At 68.2% G+C, this 16,992-nt stretch carries 15 protein-coding genes; 6 read left to right on the forward strand and 9 right to left on the reverse strand.

Features of this window, described 5'->3' with window-relative positions; genetic code table 11:
• Positions 1 to 2: 2 nt before the first annotated feature.
• The gene (locus ISP17_RS13005; RefSeq protein ID WP_404633784.1) at positions 3 to 3,023 is read right to left on the reverse strand and encodes an Rne/Rng family ribonuclease; all 3,021 of its coding nucleotides are present in this window, start codon (positions 3,021 to 3,023) and stop codon (positions 3 to 5) included.
• A gap of 343 nt (positions 3,024 to 3,366) precedes the next feature.
• Between ISP17_RS13005 and ISP17_RS13010 the strand changes: the two genes are divergently transcribed.
• Positions 3,367 to 4,335 carry an RluA family pseudouridine synthase gene (locus tag ISP17_RS13010; protein WP_404633786.1) on the forward strand — a complete coding sequence of 323 codons (969 nt, stop codon included), beginning with the start codon at positions 3,367 to 3,369 and terminating at the stop codon, positions 4,333 to 4,335.
• On the opposite strand, the gene ISP17_RS13015 is transcribed toward ISP17_RS13010, so the two are convergent.
• Together ISP17_RS13015 and ISP17_RS13020 are read right to left on the reverse strand one after the other, a co-directional pair.
• Positions 4,313 to 5,770, reverse strand: a complete 1,458-nt coding sequence (locus ISP17_RS13015) for a CPBP family glutamic-type intramembrane protease (RefSeq protein ID WP_404633788.1) — start codon at positions 5,768 to 5,770, stop codon at positions 4,313 to 4,315. The genes ISP17_RS13010 and ISP17_RS13015 overlap by 23 nt on opposite strands.
• A gap of 2 nt (positions 5,771 to 5,772) precedes the next feature.
• On the reverse strand, positions 5,773 to 6,114 hold the full coding sequence (locus tag ISP17_RS13020) for a 4a-hydroxytetrahydrobiopterin dehydratase (RefSeq protein ID WP_404633790.1): 342 nt from the start codon (positions 6,112 to 6,114) through the stop codon (positions 5,773 to 5,775).
• A 155-nt stretch (positions 6,115 to 6,269) separates the two neighbouring features.
• Between ISP17_RS13020 and ISP17_RS13025 the strand changes: the two genes are divergently transcribed.
• The gene (locus ISP17_RS13025) at positions 6,270 to 6,878 is read left to right on the forward strand and encodes an NfuA family Fe-S biogenesis protein (protein ID WP_404633792.1); all 609 of its coding nucleotides are present in this window, start codon (positions 6,270 to 6,272) and stop codon (positions 6,876 to 6,878) included.
• Positions 6,879 to 6,948: 70 nt separating this feature from the next.
• Here ISP17_RS13025 and ISP17_RS13030 read toward each other — a convergent pair whose 3' ends face one another.
• From ISP17_RS13030 to ISP17_RS13055, 6 genes are all read right to left on the reverse strand, one after another.
• The gene (locus ISP17_RS13030) at positions 6,949 to 7,299 is read right to left on the reverse strand and encodes a c-type cytochrome (RefSeq protein WP_404633794.1); all 351 of its coding nucleotides are present in this window, start codon (positions 7,297 to 7,299) and stop codon (positions 6,949 to 6,951) included.
• A 19-nt stretch (positions 7,300 to 7,318) separates the two neighbouring features.
• Positions 7,319 to 7,642 carry a c-type cytochrome gene (locus tag ISP17_RS13035; RefSeq protein ID WP_404633796.1) on the reverse strand — a complete coding sequence of 108 codons (324 nt, stop codon included), beginning with the start codon at positions 7,640 to 7,642 and terminating at the stop codon, positions 7,319 to 7,321.
• Positions 7,643 to 7,781: 139 nt separating this feature from the next.
• The gene (locus ISP17_RS13040) at positions 7,782 to 9,029 is read right to left on the reverse strand and encodes a TraB/GumN family protein (RefSeq protein ID WP_404633798.1); all 1,248 of its coding nucleotides are present in this window, start codon (positions 9,027 to 9,029) and stop codon (positions 7,782 to 7,784) included.
• A gap of 97 nt (positions 9,030 to 9,126) precedes the next feature.
• Positions 9,127 to 10,017 carry a carbon-nitrogen hydrolase gene (locus tag ISP17_RS13045; RefSeq protein WP_404633800.1) on the reverse strand — a complete coding sequence of 297 codons (891 nt, stop codon included), beginning with the start codon at positions 10,015 to 10,017 and terminating at the stop codon, positions 9,127 to 9,129.
• Positions 10,018 to 10,049: 32 nt separating this feature from the next.
• Complete coding sequence (locus tag ISP17_RS13050) at positions 10,050 to 11,087, reverse strand: agmatine deiminase family protein (RefSeq protein ID WP_404633802.1); 1,038 nt, start codon at positions 11,085 to 11,087, stop codon at positions 10,050 to 10,052.
• A 100-nt stretch (positions 11,088 to 11,187) separates the two neighbouring features.
• Positions 11,188 to 11,529 carry a hypothetical protein gene (locus ISP17_RS13055; protein ID WP_404633804.1) on the reverse strand — a complete coding sequence of 114 codons (342 nt, stop codon included), beginning with the start codon at positions 11,527 to 11,529 and terminating at the stop codon, positions 11,188 to 11,190.
• A 161-nt stretch (positions 11,530 to 11,690) separates the two neighbouring features.
• Between ISP17_RS13055 and ISP17_RS13060 the strand changes: the two genes are divergently transcribed.
• The 4 genes from ISP17_RS13060 (at position 11,691) to ISP17_RS13075 (ending at position 16,685) form a co-directional block, all read left to right on the forward strand.
• Positions 11,691 to 13,601 carry an ABC-F family ATP-binding cassette domain-containing protein gene (locus ISP17_RS13060; RefSeq protein ID WP_404633806.1) on the forward strand — a complete coding sequence of 637 codons (1,911 nt, stop codon included), beginning with the start codon at positions 11,691 to 11,693 and terminating at the stop codon, positions 13,599 to 13,601.
• Positions 13,602 to 13,614: 13 nt separating this feature from the next.
• Complete coding sequence (locus tag ISP17_RS13065) at positions 13,615 to 14,529, forward strand: phosphoglycerate mutase (protein ID WP_404633808.1); 915 nt, start codon at positions 13,615 to 13,617, stop codon at positions 14,527 to 14,529.
• Positions 14,502 to 16,238 carry a single-stranded-DNA-specific exonuclease RecJ gene (gene recJ / locus ISP17_RS13070; RefSeq protein ID WP_404634312.1) on the forward strand — a complete coding sequence of 579 codons (1,737 nt, stop codon included), beginning with the start codon at positions 14,502 to 14,504 and terminating at the stop codon, positions 16,236 to 16,238. Before ISP17_RS13065 ends, recJ begins: the two co-directional genes overlap by 28 nt.
• An 81-nt stretch (positions 16,239 to 16,319) precedes the next feature.
• The gene (locus ISP17_RS13075) at positions 16,320 to 16,685 is read left to right on the forward strand and encodes a SpoIIAA family protein (protein ID WP_404633810.1); all 366 of its coding nucleotides are present in this window, start codon (positions 16,320 to 16,322) and stop codon (positions 16,683 to 16,685) included.
• The last annotated feature ends 307 nt before the right edge of the window (positions 16,686 to 16,992 follow it).

Below are 16,992 nucleotides of genomic sequence, written 5' to 3' on the forward strand. Positions count from 1 at the left end.
GATCAGCCGGCCGTGGAGTCATCCCGCTTGTGCGGCTCTGCGCCACCCTCGCGATCCACTGGGGTGCCAGCTTCATCTCCGTCGGCGGTGGCGGCCAGCAGGTCGCCTTGCGACGGTTCCGGCTTGCGCTGTGCGGGCAGCTGATCGACCGGCGGAGACGCTTCGGCAACTGCCATGGGCTGAGGCGGCGCGGGCAGATTGACCGGCTCCACATGCGGCTCCAGGTGGGTGGGCGCCGCTGACACCGGAGCTGGTGCGACAGCACTCGTCATTCGCTCTGCCTCGAAAGTCGGCGTGGCGGCGGGAGTCGTTGGCGCATCTTCCTTAGCCTCGGCCACCTGATCCGGAATCGGAGGCAGGATGGGCAGGTTGAACGATGACGCAGGCGCTGCGGTCACCCGCGCCTCGGACACCGGGGCGTCAGCAGCGGCAAGGTCCGCAGACGGTGCGATGCCCAAGCCGACTTGCGGAGCAACGATCTTTGCCGCATCGGGTGCGCCTTGCGGCTCCGCAGCGTCAAGCTCGGGGCGGTCAACGGCGGGCGCCGCTACGTCCTTCGGCGAGTTCGGCGCATTGTCCGTGCTGGCCGTCGTCGCCACGGCCTTCGCCATGGACGGGTCGGCGTCGTCGCTCACGGCGTCGTCGCGATCCTCGTCATCGAGTGCCTTGGCCTGTTGCGAGGCCTCCGCGGTCGTCGGCGCTGCATTCTCATCCTGGCGACGACGGCGACGACCACCGCGGCGGCCGCGGCGGCGGCGTGCTCCACCGCCTTCGCCCTCGTTCGCCGCGTCCGGCTGGGCCGGGCCCGCTACCGAGGCAACCACGGCCGCATCGACGGATGCCGGCTTGGTTTCGTCGCTCGTTCGCTCGACATCGGTGGTCGGGCGCACCTGCTGGGTTTGACGCTCGGCACGTGTGGTGGCCGGCGGACTCACCGCCACATCGCTCCTGGAGGGTTTTTCATCGATGCGCTGCGGCGACTGCGTGGCACGCGGGGCACGCGGTTCCTGACGCGGCGTGGCTGCTGCCTGCGCATGGCGCGACTGACCGCCGCCGCCCTGCGGCTGCTCGCCGCGCTGGCGGTTGCCCTTGCCCGATGCATTGGCGTTGCCACGAGGGGCGTTGCCTGCTGCAGGTTCCCGGCGACCGGAGGGCTGGCTGCCGCGATTGCTCCCAGTCGGCGCAGTTCCCTGGCCGGTTCGGGCGCGCTCGTCGCGGCGCGGACCCTGGCGGCGACCGGAGGCATCGTTCGGAGAGGGAGGGGCGGATTTTGCCGGGGCCTCATCCGGACCACGGAACCATCCCAGCAGACGGGACAGTATGCCGCCCGAGGACGGTGCCGGCGCGGCAGTCACCGGAGCCGGTGCGCGGCGCGGCGGCGCGGCCACCGGTGCCGGCGCGGCGGTTTCCTCGCGCACGGGGGCAGGAGAGGAGGGCACCACGCCGCTGACGGCGGGCTGCTCGCTGCTGCCGAGCGCCTGGCCCATCTTGGGAATCGGCGAGGCTTCGACCGCAGTGAGGCGCTCGTAGCTGGGCTTGCTGTGCTCGCCCATCTCCGCTTCCTTGATCCGCTGGATCTGGATGTGCGGCGTTTCCAGCTTGTCATCGGCCACGATGACGACGTGGACCTTGTTGCGCAGCTCGATCTCGACCACGCTGGCGCGCTTCTCGTTGAGCATGAAGTTGGCCACTTCCGGCGGCGCCTGCACCAGCACCTGGCCGGTGTTGTCCTTCATTGCATGCTCTTCGATCAGTCGCAGGGTCGACAGCGACAGCGATTCGATGCCGCGGATGTGGCCATGGCCCTCGCAGCGCGGACAGACGACCTGAGTGGCCTCGCCCAGCGACGGACGCAGGCGCTGACGCGACATTTCCAGCAGGCCGAAGCGCGAGATGCGGCCGATCTGCACGCGGGCGCGATCGAGCTTGAGCGCGTCCTTGAGCTTCTCTTCCACTTCGCGCTGGTGGCGCGGGCTGTCCATGTCGATGAAGTCGATGACGATCAGGCCGCCGGCGTCACGGATGCGCAGCTGGCGGGCAATTTCCACCGCCGCCTCGCAGTTTGTGTTGAACGCGGTTTCCTCGATGTCGCCGCCCTTGGTCGCCTTGGCCGAGTTGATGTCGATCGCGGTCAGCGCCTCGGTCTGGTCGACCACGATCGAGCCGCCCGACGGCAGGCGCACCTGGCGATCGAACACGCTCTCGATCTGCGTCTCGATCTGGTAGCGCGAGAACAGCGGGGTGTCGTCCTTGTAGAGCTTGAGCTTGCGCAGGGCGTTGGGCATCACCTGCTGCATGAACTCGCGCGCATCGTTGTACAGCGACTCCTCGTCGATGAGGATCTCGCCGATGTCGTTGCGCAGGTAGTCACGCAGGGCGCGGATGAACAGTTTCGATTCCTGGTAGATCAGGAACGGCGCCCGCTGCTTGCTGGCGGCCTCGGAGATCGAGCGCCACAGTGTGAGCAGATAATCCAGGTCCCACTGCAGCTCTTCGGCGTCGCGACCCATGCCGGCGGTGCGCACGATCAGGCCGACATCGTCGGGCACCTTGAGGTGATCCAGCGCTTCCTTCAGGGCCTGCCGGTCCTCACCCTCGATCCGGCGGGAGACACCGCCGGCCTTCGGGTTGTTCGGCATCAGCACCATGTAGCGGCCGGCGAGGCTGATGTAGGTGGTCAGGGCGGCGCCCTTGTTGCCGCGCTCCTCCTTTTCGACCTGGACGACCAGCTCCTGGCCTTCCTTCAGCAGTTCGCGGATGTTCGCCTTGTTCGGGTCCAGGCCCGGGGTGAAGTACTCGCGGGCGATTTCCTTGATCGGCAGGAAACCGTGGCGCTCGGCGCCGTAGTCGATGAAGCAGGCCTCAAGGGAGGCCTCGACGCGAGTGATGCGGCCCTTGTAGATGTTGGCCTTCTTCTGCTCGCGGGAGGGGATCTCGATGTCGAGGTCGTACAGGGTCTGGCCATCGACGATGGCCACGCGCAACTCTTCACGCTGAGTTGCGTTGATCAACATGCGTTTCATTGTGTTGTTTTCCTTCGACTTGCCGCGCGTCGCGTGCCTCGGTGGCGCCGCTTCGGGCGGCCTGCCGGGGATCGCGCCGCTACGGTCAAGCGGCAAAAGTACGGCACCATTCCGGGTGCCGGCGATGATTCCTAGGTCACTGCGCCGCGGATCCCCGACGCCATGGAAGCCGATCGGACAAACCGCAATCCGAACCGTTACGATGAAAGGGAGCAGCGACCGGCTGCCCGGGGGAGGCGGCCGGCGCAATCCTCGCCGACGTGACGGACGGGCCGGTCCGATCGATCTGATCGGACACGGGCAAAGCGCCGGCCGAGTATCCTATCGAAGCGGATTTTTTTCAATGCAGACGGTAACTTCCCCCGACGTATCTCAAGGGGTGCGTCAAGTCGAGGTCGGCCCGGAACGGGATGGCCAACGGATCGACAACGCCCTGATGACCCTGCTCAAGGGCGTACCCAAGAGCATGATTTACCGCATCCTGCGCACCGGCCAGGTGCGGGTGAACGGCAAGCGGGCCAAGCCCGATACCCGTCTCACGGCGGGCGACATGCTGCGGATTCCCCCTGTCCGCGTCGCAGAGCGCCCCGAGACGCAGGGGCCGAGTGCCGGACAGATGGCCTCGGCGTCCGAGGCGGTGATCTTCGAGGACAAGCATTTCCTGGTGATCGACAAGCCGACCGGGATGGCCAGCCACGGTGGCAGCGGGGTCAGTCATGGCGCGATCGAGCTGATGCGGGCGGCGCGCCCTACCGATCATCTGGAACTCGTGCACCGGCTGGATCGCGACACCAGCGGGGTGCTGGTTTTCGCCAAGACCCGGGCCGGCCTGACCGGCCTGCAGGCGGCGATCCGCGACAGCCAGGTCGTCAAGCAGTACCTCTGCTTGATGGTGGGGCATCCTTCCAAGGCGCGCTTCGACGTCAACGCCCCGCTCGCCAAGTCGGTGCTTCAGGGCGGCGAGCGCATGGTAAGAGTGTCCGATAACGGCAAGCCGTCACTCACTTTTTTCCGCGAACTCGAGCAGTATCCGGGCGCCCGTCTGATGCAGGCGACCTTGGGCACAGGGCGCACGCACCAGATTCGCGTGCATGCCGCCCATGTCGGCCATCCGCTCGCCGGTGATCCGAAATACGGCGATCGCGAGGCCAACAAGCGCTTCCGCGAGATGGGACTGCAGCGGCTGTTCCTGCATGCCTCGCACATGAGTTTCGAGCTGGACGGGCGCTCGTACAGCTTCTCGACGCCGTTGCCGGATGACTTGAGGAGTTTCCTGGAGAACCTAGGTTCTAAAGGAAAAAGCGCGCGCTGACTTCCAGCGAGCGCAAGCCGTCGCCGATTAATCCCGCGCCGACCAGCAGCGCGCAGGCGGCATGGGCCAAGGCGATCGGCAGCAGCGCACGTTGCCGGGTGAAACACCACGCCCAGGCGAGCTCGGCCACAAAGCACAGCTGCATCAGGGCGCCGTTCGGAACATGCAACAGGGCGAACAGCAGCCCGGCGGCAAGCACCGCCCAAGCTGCGGGCAGCAACTTCTCAAGCTGCCCCAGCGCAAAGCCCAACACCAACCACTGCTGCAGCGTCGCCCAGCCGAGATAGACCAGCGCCCGTCGCAGCTGCACGGGTTCCAAGGCGTGTCCCCAGATCAGGCACACCGACAGCGCCAGCGGGATCATGGCAAGCGGCCACCACCAGCTGGCGGATCGCCACGCTCCCACCCATCGCCAATTCGGCGGCGCTACCTTGTGCTGAATCCGGAACACGAAAGCCAGCGCCGCACCGAGGGCGATCACGGCAGGTACCGAGGGCCGTTGTCCCCACTGCAGGCCGGCGATGAGGACCAGCGGACCGAGCATTCCCGCCAGCAGGGTCGGCAGCGCGGGTCGCGGGCGGCGGGAGAGCACCAGAAGCGCCAGCGCATATGCGACGGCTCCGACCCAGGACAACCAGCTCGGCATGGGACCCGCCGGGCTCCCGGCGAGCGACGTTCCATCCGCGATCACGATGGCTGCCGGACGCCAGGCCACCGCCTCGTCGCGGCGAGCCAGCATCTGTTCGGCGCTGGCCGCCGCAGGCAACCGCACGATCGGCACGGCCATACCGGAGGAACGTGCGGATGAGCCCACCAGATCTTGTGGCGTCGGGACGAGCGCATGCGGATCAGCCGCCAGCAGGGATGCCGTCCGTAGCACCAGTTCCTGGCCTTGGGTCACGGTCAGGCGCAATCGAAGCATGTCGGCGTTCGCTGGAAGTGCGCAGCGTTCGGTGCCAGGCGCCGAGGCGTCGATGGCGCGCAGGTCCAGGTCAAGGTGGGCATCGCGCCAGGTCATCGGTGCGCTCGCGCAAGTGGCCGATCCGGGCGCCTGCCAGAGGATAGAAAGCGTGACGGGCTCCTTGCCGCGGCGATCGAGATGCAGGATCGGCCAGTGCGTCAGGTCCAGCCCGCGCGCGATCGGCAGGCCGAGATCGAACGGCGTGCCGTCGCGGCTGGTGATCCGCAGACCGTCGTCGACCGCCTGCACGTCGGCGTGGCCGAACGCGCGGCCTGCGACCAGATCCTCCGTCGTGGTGAACGTCCAGCGCCACAGCGGCTGGCCCGCTCTCAGCAAGGCCAGCTCACTGCGGGCCTCCTGCGCGAGGTGGTGTGCGGTGAGTGCGCCAGCCAGCAGGCGGAACGCAAGCAATGTCGCCGCAACCGCCAGCAGCCAGCCAGTCTTGACGAGGATGCCGCGGGCGGACGACGCCACGATCAGTGCGCGAGCAGGGCTTCGACCTTCGCCGCGCAGATGAAGTCGTTGAGCGAGAGCCCGCCCACGTCGTGGGTGGACCACAGCACTTGGCAGTGGCCGTAACCCGCTTCCAGGTCGGGGTGGTGATCCTGCCGGTTCGCCATGAAACCCACCGCGTTGATGAAACCCAGCGTGCGGTGGAAGTCCTCAAAGCGGAAATCCTTCACGATGGCCTTGCCTTCCGACGCCAGCGACCAGCCCGGCAGGCCGGCCAGCAGATCCCGCACTTGCGCCGCGTCCAGCGCGTGCTCGCTGCCCTTGCGCGGAACGCAGTGCTGGTTGGCCAGGTCGGTGGAATTCATGCGTATCTCCAATGCAGGTGCCGTGCGGGATGCGAAGGGTCCAAGCTGCGCCGGCAAAAGTCAAAGCGAGCACGTCGGGCTAAAACAGTACTAAAATGGTGCTGTTTTGATCGACACCCGTCATCGCGGTCGGTCAGCCATTTCCCGGAGTCCCCATGATCGACATTTCCGAGCGCGCCCAGCAGCACTTTCTCAAGCTTCTCGCCCAGCAGGGCGGCGATGGTCTGGGGATTCGCCTGCGCGTGGTGGACGCCGGCACGCCGGCCGCCAACTGCGAGCTGGAGTTCTGCGAGCGCACGGACCTCACCGGCAACGAATGGATCATCGAATGCGCCGGTTTCCAGTTCTATGTGGAAGGCGACAGCGCCCGCTGGCTGGATGGCGCCACCATCGACTACGAGCCCAACCTCACCGGCGGTCAGCTCAACATCCGTGCGCCCGGCATCAAGGGCAAGCAGCCGGGCGCCGATGCCGGCCTGATCGAGCGGGTGCAGTACGTGCTGGAGTCCGAGATCAATCCGCGACTGGCCTCGCACGGCGGTCGCGTGAGCCTGCGCGAGATCGACGCCGACGGCGTGGTGATGCTGCAGTTCGGCGGCGGTTGCCACGGTTGCGGCATGGTCGACGTCACGCTCAAGCAGGGCGTGGAAAAAACCTTGCGCGAGCGGGTGCCGGAAATCTCCGCGGTGCGCGACGCCACCGATCACGCCAGCGGCGCCAAGCCGTATTACGAAGGCAAGCAGGGCCGTTCGGCGATCGGCTGAAGCCAGGCCACGCGCGCACAAAAAAGCCCGCTTGCGCGGGCTTTTTTTGCAGGCGACTCGCCGGAGCGAATTACCTGTCGCCCTGGATATGCCCCTGCAGCGTGCTGAGCTTGGTCGGCAGGCTGGAGAAATAGGCGGTGATGTCCTCGATGTCCTGGTCGGACAGCGTGGCGGCAAAGCCCTTCATGATGGCGTTGTTGCGACCGCCGCTCTTGTACTCGTGCAGCGCCTGCTGCAGGTACGCGTTGTACTGGCCGGCGAGGCGCGGGTACTGCGGATCGACGGCGTTGCCGTCGGCGCCGTGGCAGGCGAAGCAGACCGCAGCCTTGGTCTTGCCGGCCTCGGGATTGCCCGCCGCCATCAGCGAGGTGGACGCGAACGCCAGTGCGGCGAACGAAAGCAGGGTGAACGCACGGGTCATGCGGAATCCTCTGTACGGCTTACTTGGCAAGGCTGGAGAGATAGGCGGCGATGTCTTCGATGTCCTTGTCGGACAGACTCTGCGCCTGCGCCATCATCGTCGGGTGGGTGCGCTCGCCGCTCTGGTAGCCGTGCAGCGCATTGATGATGTATTGCTCGTTCTGGCCGGCGATGCGCGGTACCGGATAGTCCGGGTAGGCATTGGCATAGCCTTCCACGCCGTGGCAACCGTTGCAGGTGTAGACGAGCTTGCGTCCGGCGGCCTTGTCGCCTTCAGCGTGCGCGCTGCCGATGGTGAAGAGGGCGGCGGCCGCGGCAAGGCCAAGCAGTTGCAGTCGAGTCATTGAGTTTTTTCCCACGAGTCCGGCCGGTACAGGGCAACAAAGTCGCGGAAGTATAGTCGTTGGCTGCAAGCAGCGACAACAGCGCGGCGCCGTGGCGGCGCGCCGCAGCGGCCGCTTCCGGCGCGGCATGTTCTTGCGCTCAGAACAGGCTCTTGAGGATGTGGATGCCGGCGCTGTACTCGCCGATCAGGGTGCCCACGCTGACCAGGAAGAAGTTGAGCAGGGTGCGCGCCACCCGGTTCTTCCACCAGCCACTCCAGTGGCCGACCTGGTCGCGCAGCGTCTCGAAGTCCCCCACGCGCGGCTTGCGCACCCACGCCTCGGCCATCGCGCTGATGCCGCCGGCGGGGATACCCGGGCGGAATGGCTTGATCGGTGCGGCGACGAAGGCGGCGGCAATGCTGAGCGGGTGACCGCCGGCCACCAGCGCGCCGAGCGCCGCGAAGCCGCCGGTCAACAGCACCCAGTTCATCAGCACCTGGGTGCCCAGCGCGGTGTTGCGATGGAACGCGTAGGCGATCAATGCGAACACCGCGATCACCAGGCCGACCGCCACCCACTTCGGCCAGCGCGCCTTGGGCGGCGTCTGCGCCAGCGTGGCAACGGTGGTGGCGGGATCGTCCTGGCCATCGCGCAACTGGGTCGCCAGACCCTTGAGGTGACCTGCGCCGATCACCACCAGCACGCGGCGTTCCGCGCTGGTCGGACTGCGCGCAGCCTCCTCGCGAAGTCGCGCGGCCATGTAGGCATCGCGTTCGGCGATCAGGCTGCGATAAAGCGGCTCGGACTGGCTGGCGAAGTCGCTGAAGGCGCTCTCCAGCAGATCGCTCTGCTTGAGCTTCTCGATCTCGTGCTCGGCGATGTCCTCGCGGTCGAACACGCTGGCCAGCAATCCGCCGAGCAGCCCGAAGCGCTGCCAGAAACCGACGCTGCGCCAGGCGCGCTTGAGCGTGGTGCCCACGTCGCGATCGACTACCCACATCGGCGTGCCACGGGCTTCGGCGCCGTCCATCGCCGCCTTCATCTCGGCGCCGGGCTGGATGCCGTACTGGTCGGCCAGGCGCTGCTGGAAGGAGGACAGCACCAGGCTCGCCGCCACCATGCCGGCCTTGCCCTGCCGGATCACCTGGAACAGGTCGGTCTGCCGGAACGCGTCCGGATCGCGCATGCCCTGGGCGCGGCTTTCGCACAGCTCGATCGCCACGGCGTCGAAGCTTTCGTGCGCCAGCATGGCGTTGACCGCATCCACGCTTGCACGCGAGACGTGCGCCGTGCCCAGCAGCACGTATTCCACGCCATCGCGCTGCACGCGCTCGATCGGCTGGTCGACGAGCGCCTGTGGCAAGGCTTCGCGCAGGGCGTCGGTGGGAATCGCGTCAAGACTCATGCGCGGGGCAGATCCATCAGGGGGAAGTCCAAGCATGGGGACCGCGCCACGCCCCGACAAGCCGGACCTGCGGCACGGTTCAGCCTGTGCGGGGCGATCAGTCCCGGAATCGCCGGAGCAGGTCGCCGTAGGCGTCGATCCGGCGGTCGCGCAGGAACGGCCAGATGCGCCGCACGTGCTCGCTGCGCGCCATGTCGACGTCGACGATCAGCAGTTCGCGCGCGTCGGTGCCCGCGCGGGCGAGGAATTCACCCTGCGGCCCGGCCACGAAGCTGGTGCCCCAGAACTGGATGCCCGAGCCCACGCCCGACGGATCCGCCTCGTAGCCGGTGCGGTTGCACGACAGCAGCGGCAGGCCGTTGGCGACCGCATGGCCACGCTGCACGGTGACCCACGCCTCGCGCTGGCGTTCCTTCTCGTCCTGCGCGTCGTTGGGGTCCCAGCCGATCGCGGTGGGGTAGAGCAGCAGGTCGGCGCCGGCCAGCGCCATCAGGCGCGCGGCTTCCGGGTACCACTGGTCCCAGCACACCAGCACGCCGAGCCGGCCGACCGAGGTGTCGATCGGCTCGAAGCCCAGGTCGCCGGGCGTGAAGTAGAACTTCTCGTAGAACGCCGGATCATCCGGGATGTGCATCTTGCGGTACTTGCCCGCAATCGCCGCCGAGCGATCGAACACCACGGCGGTGTTGTGGTACAGCCCGGTGGCGCGCTTCTCGAACAGCGAAGCGACCACCACCAGCTTGAGTTCCTCGGCGAGCCGGCCGATCCGCGCGGTGCTGTGGCCGGGAATCGTCTCGGCCAGGTCGAACTCGTCCACCGACTCGCGCTGGCAGAAGTACGGACCGTTGTGCAGCTCCTGCAGCAGCACCAGCTCGGCGCCAGCGGCGGCCGCTTCGCGCAGGCCGGCCTCGATCGCGTCGAGGTTGGCATCACGGCTGCCGCGATGGGTTTCCTGCAGCAGGGCCACCTTGAGGGTCTTGCGGGTCATGTCGTCAATCCTGTGTCTTGGAACGTCGTCGGTCAGTCGACCAAGCCGGCCGGCAGCTGCATGGTGATGCAGTGCAGGCTGCCGTTCTGCCAGATCAGCGGGCGACACGGCACCTGCACCACCTCTCGGCCGGGATGCGCCTCGCCGATGATCCGCGCCGCCGCGTCGTCCGCGGCGTCGCCGTAAGCCGGCACCAGCACGGCGCCGTTGACGATCAGGTAGTTCGCGTACGACGCCGCCAACCGGCGGCCCTCGTCGACGATCGGCTTGGCCCACGGCAGCGGATACAGCGTGTACGGTCTGCCGTCGGTCGTGCGCAACGCGGCCAGCTCGCCGGCCATGCGCTGCAGCTCGTCGAAGTGGGGGTCGCTGGCGTCGTCGCAAGCCTGGAACACGATGCGATCGCCGGGCGCGAAGCGGGCGAGGGTGTCGATGTGCGCGTCGGTGTCGTCACCTTCCAGGTAGCCGAAGTCCAGCCACAGGATGCGCGAGGCATGCAGGCTGTCGCGCAGGATCGCGCTCATCTCCTCGCGCGACTGTTCCGGGTGACGCTGGGTGAGGCAGCGCCAGGTGGTTAGCACGGTGCCGGCGCCATCGCTTTCCACGCCACCGCCTTCCAGCGCCCAGTCCACGCGCTTGTGCGCGGCGTGCCCGAACACGCCGGCTTCCACCAGACCGGCGACCAGCGCGTCATCCTGCTCGGCGCCGAACTTGCCGCCCCAGCCGGTGAAGCGGAAATCGGTGAGCTGGAACTGTCCCGCATCATTGCGCAGCGTCAGCGGGCCGGAGTCGCGCAGCCAGGTGTCGTCGTAGGGAAGCTCGACGAAACGCACGCGCGCCAGCTCGGCGCCGGCGGCGCGGATCAGCTCTTCGGCATGCCCGCGCACCGCAGCGTCCGGCACCACGATCACCAGCGATTCGAACCGAGTCACCGCAGCGGCCAGCGCGGCGTACGTGGTTTCGACGGAAGCAAGGCGCTCGGCCCAGTCGGTGTCGGCATGCGGCCACGCAATCAGCACCGCGGCCTGCGGTTCCCATTCCGCCGGCAGGCGCAGGGTGGAGTCGTTCATCGGGGGAGTTCGCACGTCGGAGAAAAACAGACGGCGAATTGTAAGGCACCGGGGATGCCGTTGACGTGGCCCCGGGCACGTGTCCCGGGGCCGGTGGCGATCAGTTCATCGCGGACGGATTGGTGTTGTTGCCGGCCGGCGTGTTGAGCACGGCGTGGATCACGTGGTTCTTCTCGAAGTACACGATGAATTGCGCGTAGTCCCAGCGATTGATCACCGGATGCTTCGCACTGTCGCCGCCGCGGGGGGCGAGCTTGCGCTGCGGCGCGCCGTAGCGCTTTTCCACCTGCGCCATGCTCATGCCGCGAGCGGGCAGGTTCATGCCCTTCTCCTGCTGCACGCGGTGGATGAGCAGGTTGTCGCCACGGGCGAATGCGGGAGCGGCGGCAAAGCCGACCACCAGCAATCCGAGCAAAGCCAGGCTGAAACGATGTTTGGTCATGATCCCCTCTCCCCACGAATGCGTCTGCCGCGTCGTTTTAGCAGAAGCCATCGCGCTTAGCCACGCCGTTTTGCGGCGTTTGCGATGGGTTGGGCGTTCGCCACCGGCTATCATGTCCGGCTGCGGGTGCGCGACGCGCCCGGAACGGAACTGTTTCCCGCATGATCGCCTTTCGCCACTTCGCCCTGCGCCGCGGCAGCCGCCTGCTGCTCTCCGACATCGACCTGGTCATCCAGAGCGGTTGGCGGCTGGGCGTGATCGGCCGCAACGGCTGCGGCAAGTCCAGCCTGTTCGCCGCGCTGCAGGGTCAGCTCGAAGGCGATGCCGGCGAGCTGGACATGCCGGGCAAGCTGCGACTGGCCTCGGTGGCGCAGGAGACCCCGGCACTGCCCGACCTGGCCATCGACTACGTGATGGGCGGCGACGAGGAGCTGGCCGCCGCGCTGCGCGACGAGGCGGAAGCCCAGGAGCGTGGCGACATCGAGGCGATGGCGCGCGCCCACCACCGCATCGAGGAGCTGCACGGCTACGACGCCCGCGCCCGTGCCGGCCGGCTGATGCACGGCCTGGGCTTTTCGCCGGACACCCACGAGCGCACGGTGCAGGAGTTTTCCGGCGGCTGGCGCGGACGGCTGAACCTGGCGCGCGCCCTGATGTGCCCGTCCGACCTGCTGCTGCTCGACGAGCCCACCAACCATCTCGACCTCGATGCCGTGCTGTGGCTGGAAGAGTGGCTGCGCCGCTACCAGGGCACGCTGCTGATCATTTCGCACGATCGCGAGTTCCTCGATGGCGTGATCACCCACACCCTGCACCTCAACGAGGGCAGGGCGAAGCTCTACACCGGCAACTACAGCGCGTTCGAGCGACTGCGCGCCGAGCAGCTGCGCCAGCAGCAGATCAGCTTCGAGCGCGAGCAGGCCGAGCGCGCGCACCTGCAGTCCTTCATCGACCGCTTCAAGGCCAAGGCCAGCAAGGCCAAGCAGGCGCAGTCGCGCATGAAGCGGCTGGAGAAGCTGGCCGGCACCGAGGCGGTGCGTGCCGAGCGGCCGTTCAATTTCAGTTTCCCCCAGCCCGACCGCGTGCCCGACGCCATGCTGCAGCTGGGTGAGGTGCGCGCGGGTTACCCGCTGGAGTCCGGTGACGGCTTCTCCACCGTGCTGGACAACGTGGGCTTCAGCATCGAGGCCGGCGACCGCATCGGCCTGCTCGGTCCCAATGGCGCGGGCAAGTCGACCCTGGTCAAGACTCTGGTCGGCGAGCTCGAACCCTTGGGCGGCGAGCGCAAGGTGCACAAGGACCTGAAGATCGGCTACTTCGCCCAGCACACGGTGGAGAGCCTGCTCGCCGGCACCAGCCCGCTCGATCACCTGCAGGCGCGCGCGCCCGGCGTGGCCAACCAGGTGCTGCGCGATTTCCTCGGCACCTGGAATTTCCCCGGCGACCGCGCGTTCGAATCGGTCGACGGCTTCTCCGGCGGAGAGCGGGCGCGCCTGGCGCTGGCGCTGATCGCCTGGCACAAGCCGAACCTGCTGCTGCTCGACGAGCCGACCAACCATCTCGACCTGGAGATGCGCGAGGCGCTGGCCGACGCGCTGGCCGACTTCGACGGCGCGCTGGTGCTGGTGTCGCATGATCGCCACCTGCTGGGCATGGTCTGCGACAGCTTCTGGCGCGTGGCCGACCGCGTGGTGGAACCGTTCGATGGCGACCTGGACGACTACGCCAAATGGCTGCGCTCACGCGGCGCTGCCAACAAGAAGGCGGGCAAGGCGGCTGCGCCGGAGAAGCCGGCCGCACCGATCGAGACGCCGGAGGATCGCCGCCGCAACGCGGCCGCCCAGCGCGATGGCGACAAGAGCTCGCGGTCGCGCGTGAAAAAGATCGAGACCCGCGTCGCCGCGATCGACGTTGAGCTGGGCAAGCTCGAGGCGCGACTGGCGGACCCGGCCACCTACAACGGTCCCACTGCCGAGCTGATGAAGCTCAGCCAGCAGCAGGCCGAACTGCGTCGCGAGAAGGAAACGCTCGAAGCCGAGTGGCTCGAACTGTACGAGCAGCTCGAAGCGTGAGGTGCTCCGCGCGATGAGTGACTCCGCACCGCTCGAACTGTGGCTGCCGGCGCTGGCGCGCTTCGCCCCCGATCACCCGCTGCGCCTGAGACTGGCGCGCGCCGATCGCCTGCCCGACGGGCCGCGCGGCTACCTCGCCGGACTCTCGCATTACTTCGGCAGCGACGGCACCGGTCTGCCCGCGGCGGCGCTGCTGCGCGAGCACGCGTCGCACGATGCCGGCGACGTGCCGTGGCTGTGCGCCGATCCGTGCTGGGTGCAGGCCGAGATGAACGGTGCGCGCCTGCTGGCCTGTGGTCAGCTCGGGCTGTCGATGGAAGAGGCCGAGGCGCTGGCGGCGCCGCTGCGCCCGGTATTCTGTGATGCCGGCATGCGGCTGGAAGTCACTGCTCCCGATCGCTGGCAACTGCAGCTCGCCCCCGGCACGCCGGTGCCGGCCTTCGCCGCGCCCGAACAGGCGCTGGGCGAAGACCTGTTCCAGCATCTGCCACAAGGTGCCGAAGGCAGGCGCTGGCGCGTGCTGATCAACGAGGTACAGGTGCTGCTGCACCAGCATCCGGCCAACGCCGAGCGGCGCGTTCGTGGCCTGCCGCCGGTCAACAGTCTGTGGCTGTGGGGCGGCGGCCGTTTGCCGTCGCGGGTGGCCGCCACGCATTCCGCGGTGATCGGCGCGGATCCGTTGCTTGCCGCCCTGGCGGCGCGGGCCAACGTGCCGATGACCTCACGCACGCACGCGTCCGTCCTCGGCGCCGCGGTCGGCACGCTGGTCGACCTGCAGGATCTGCCCGTGGCCGAGATCGAGCAGGCGTGGTGGCCGGTGATTGATGCCCTGTTGCGCCGGCAGGCCGTGCAGCTGAGCTTTGCCAGCGGCGAACGCTGGCGGCATCGCCCGTGGCACCGCTGGCGGCTGTGGCGGCGCACCCGGTGAGCCTGCGGCTGCGGCGGCGCGAGCCGAAAGGACGTCCGGACGGCTGGACGTCCGACGTGCATCCGGTACTGCAGGCGGTTTATGCCGCGCGCGGCGTGCTCACGCCGGCGCAGGCCGAGCATCGGCTGGCGCACCTGCTCTCGCCGCAGGCGCTGGGCGGCATGGCGCAGGCGGTGGCACTGCTGATCGAGGCGATCGGCGCGCAGTGGAGCATCGTGGTGGCCGGCGACTACGACTGCGACGGCGCCACCGGCACCGCGGTGGCGCTGCGCGGCCTGCGCCTGTTGGGCGCTACGCGGGTGACGTACGCCATTCCCAATCGCTTCGTCCACGGCTACGGACTGAGTGCGGCGCTGGTCGAGTCGCTGCAGCCCACGCCGCAGCTGATCATCACCGTCGACAACGGCGTGGCCAGCGTCGCGGGCGTGGCCGCTGCCCGCGCGCGCGGCATCCGCGTGCTGGTCACCGACCACCATCTGCCCGGCGAGCAGCTGCCGGCAGCCGACGCGATGGTCAATCCCAACCTGGCCGGCGACGGCTTTCCCAGCAAAGCGCTGGCCGGCGTCGGCGTGATGTTCTACCTGCTGCTGGCGACCCGCGCGGCGCTGCGCGAGCGCGGCGCCTTCGCGGCGGGTGCGGAGCCGGACCTCTCCTGCCTGCTGGATCTGGTGGCGCTGGGCACGGTGGCCGACCTGGTGCCGCTGGATTTCAACAACCGCGTGCTGGTGGAAGCGGGCCTCAAGCGTATCCGCGCCGGGCGCGCCTGCCCGGGCATCACGGCGCTGATCGAAGCGGGCAAGCGCAGCGTGCCCGGCGCCTGCGCCAGCGACCTAGGCTACGTGGTCGGCCCCCGGCTCAACGCCGCGGGGCGGCTGGAAGACATGAGCCTGGGCGTCGAATGCCTGCTCACCGATGATCCTTCGCGCGCGCAGCTGCTCGCCGCCGAGCTTGACCGGATCAATCGCGAGCGACGCGACCTGCAAGCCGAGATGGTCGCCGAGGCCGAGCAGATGGTCTTCGGCGCCCGCGCCACCGACGCGGTGGGCGTGGCGCTGTTCGAGCCGAGCTGGCACGCCGGCGTGGTGGGGCTGGTCGCGTCCAAATTGAAGGAGCGCCTGCATCGACCGGTGATCGCGTTCGCGCCGGCGAGCGAAGACAACCCCGGCGAGTTGCGCGGCTCGGCCCGGTCGATTCCCGGTTTTCACGTGCGCGACGCGCTGGCGGCGGTCGATGCGCGCCACCCGGGCCTGATCGAGCGCTTCGGCGGACACGCCATGGCAGCCGGCCTGAGCCTGCGCACCGACGACTTCGACCGTTTCGCCGCCGCGTTCGATGCAGTGGCCCGCGAATGGCTGGGTGACGAGGTGCTGCAGGCGGTGCTGGATACCGACGGCGAACTGGCACCCGAGCATTTCACGCTGCAGCTGGCCGGGTTGCTGCGCCACGCCGCGCCCTGGGGCCAGGCGTTCCCCGAGCCGGTGTTCGACAACCTGTTCGAGTGCCGCAGCTGGCGCGTGATGGCCGAGAAACACTTGCGCCTCGATCTGCGCGATCCCCGCGACGGGCGCGTGCACGAGGCGGTGATGTTCAACGCCTATCGCGGCGAGGCACCGCCGCCGGTGCTGCGTGCAGCGTACGAACTGGGCATCAACGACTGGCAGGGACGCGAGAGCCTTCGCCTGCTGCTGCGGCACATCGAGCCGGCCTGAGGCGTCTTCACGCGCCGCCGCTTGCGTTGGGCGGCAGGGCTAAGGTCCGATGGTGCTCCGATGACTTCATGGAGCACACCCGTGATCGAACAGATGACCGACCTGCCTGCTGGCGTTCTCGGCTTTCGCGCCCGCGGCCAGGTGACCGCCGCCGACTACGAGAACGTGCTGGTACCCGATGTGGAGGCGGCGTTCGCGCTGAACCCCAAACTGCGCCTGCTGTACCACTGCGGCGACGACTTCACCGGCTTCGACGCCAAGGCGGCCTGGGACGATGCCAAGCTCGGCCTGCGCCACTTCAGCGGCTGGGAGCGCGTGGCGCTGGTGACCGACGTGAGCTGGCTGCGCTTCGCCGCCAAGGCCATGGGCTTTGCCATGCCGGGCGAATTTCGCCTGTTCGGCAACGCCCAGCTGGACGAGGCGAAGCAATGGCTGCTGTCGCCGTGAGCGCAAATGGCCGTCCAAAAATAATTCTTGCGCCGCAGCATGAGTCGTGATCTAGTCGGCCCATGTCCAGTGCTCATGCCCGTACCCTGAACCTCGCCGATGCTCCGCATCGCGCGCTGGCGTGCGTGGCCAAGGGCCTGAATAACCGCAATGGCAATAACAATCGCCTCTCCGGGCGGGCCATCGCGTAGACGCAAGTTTCAGCTCCACATACGCGAAAAAGGCCCGCCCAGTGCGGGCCTTTTTCGTTTTGCGGCCATGGATGGCCGGCATGCCGGAAACGCAGGAGCGGTTTCCGGCCTTCATC

The sequence above is a fragment of the Dyella ginsengisoli genome (assembly GCF_044904665.1).
In the GTDB taxonomy this organism is placed as follows: domain Bacteria; phylum Pseudomonadota; class Gammaproteobacteria; order Xanthomonadales; family Rhodanobacteraceae; genus Dyella_A; species Dyella_A ginsengisoli.

Bases quoted from the DNA above. Each gene is read 5' to 3' on its own strand.
- ISP17_RS13005 (WP_404633784.1), bottom strand. From the start codon at position 3,023: ATGAAACGCATGTTGATCAACGCAACTCAGCGTGAAGAGTTGCGCGTG.
- ISP17_RS13010 (WP_404633786.1), top strand. From the start codon at position 3,367: ATGCAGACGGTAACTTCCCCCGACGTATCTCAAGGGGTGCGTCAAGTC.
- ISP17_RS13020 (WP_404633790.1), bottom strand. From the start codon at position 6,114: ATGAATTCCACCGACCTGGCCAACCAGCACTGCGTTCCGCGCAAGGGC.
- ISP17_RS13025 (WP_404633792.1), top strand. From the start codon at position 6,270: ATGATCGACATTTCCGAGCGCGCCCAGCAGCACTTTCTCAAGCTTCTC.
- ISP17_RS13030 (WP_404633794.1), bottom strand. From the start codon at position 7,299: ATGACCCGTGCGTTCACCCTGCTTTCGTTCGCCGCACTGGCGTTCGCG.
- ISP17_RS13035 (WP_404633796.1), bottom strand. From the start codon at position 7,642: ATGACTCGACTGCAACTGCTTGGCCTTGCCGCGGCCGCCGCCCTCTTC.
- ISP17_RS13040 (WP_404633798.1), bottom strand. From the start codon at position 9,029: ATGAGTCTTGACGCGATTCCCACCGACGCCCTGCGCGAAGCCTTGCCA.
- ISP17_RS13045 (WP_404633800.1), bottom strand. From the start codon at position 10,017: ATGACCCGCAAGACCCTCAAGGTGGCCCTGCTGCAGGAAACCCATCGC.
- ISP17_RS13050 (WP_404633802.1), bottom strand. From the start codon at position 11,087: ATGAACGACTCCACCCTGCGCCTGCCGGCGGAATGGGAACCGCAGGCC.
- ISP17_RS13055 (WP_404633804.1), bottom strand. From the start codon at position 11,529: ATGACCAAACATCGTTTCAGCCTGGCTTTGCTCGGATTGCTGGTGGTC.
- ISP17_RS13060 (WP_404633806.1), top strand. From the start codon at position 11,691: ATGATCGCCTTTCGCCACTTCGCCCTGCGCCGCGGCAGCCGCCTGCTG.
- ISP17_RS13065 (WP_404633808.1), top strand. From the start codon at position 13,615: ATGAGTGACTCCGCACCGCTCGAACTGTGGCTGCCGGCGCTGGCGCGC.